This window comes from Nostoc sp. (assembly GCF_036917775.1).
Lineage (GTDB): Bacteria > Cyanobacteriota > Cyanobacteriia > Cyanobacteriales > Nostocaceae > Nostoc.
On the sequence record NZ_JBALEQ010000063.1, the window covers coordinates 1 to 683 of the forward strand.

Below are 683 nucleotides of genomic sequence, written 5' to 3' on the forward strand. Positions count from 1 at the left end.
TCTGGGCAGAGCTACGTGGTGTTTGGCAACCGCGCTCCCATCTTCGACCTCAACGGCACTAACGGATTAGGTATTGATTTTAGCACTACTTTTACTGGCACTGCTGTCTCCATTGTCGATAACGACTTTACCCTAACAGACGACAACGCTACCTTAGCTGGTGCTACCATCACCATTACTAATCTTTTCGATAGCACAGCCGAAAGTCTGGCTGCCACTGCCATCGGCAACATCACCACTACCTACAAGGCCACTACAGGCACTCTCACCCTCAGCGGCACGGATACAGTTGCCAATTACCAACAAGTCCTTGACAGCCTCACCTACAACAATACTGCAACTTCACCCAACACGACTAACCGGACAATTGAGTTTGTCGTCGATGATGGGCAAGCTTTCAGTAATACCAGTGCGGTGGCGACTACCACCTTAGCCTTTAACCTGAATCAAGCGCCTGTTGCAGTTGATGATAGTGCTTCCACGTTCTTTGTTACTACCGTCAACATCCCAGTTTGTAGCCTACTAGCAAATGATACCGATGTCGATGGCGACCCCTTGAGCATCACTGGTGTCAGCGGTTTTACTAATGGTACTGCTGTGTTGAATAATAACGGCACTCCGGGCAACTCGACAGATGATTTCATCGTGTTTACCCCAATTAATGGGTTTAGTGGTAATGCCAA

Annotated in this window: 1 protein-coding gene; it reads left to right on the top strand. The window is 48.5% G+C overall.

Annotated features, from left to right (window positions below; translation table 11 throughout):
• A partial coding sequence (locus V7K69_RS10995) for an Ig-like domain-containing protein (protein ID WP_335034151.1) occupies nt 1-683 on the top strand: 683 nt, incomplete at both ends.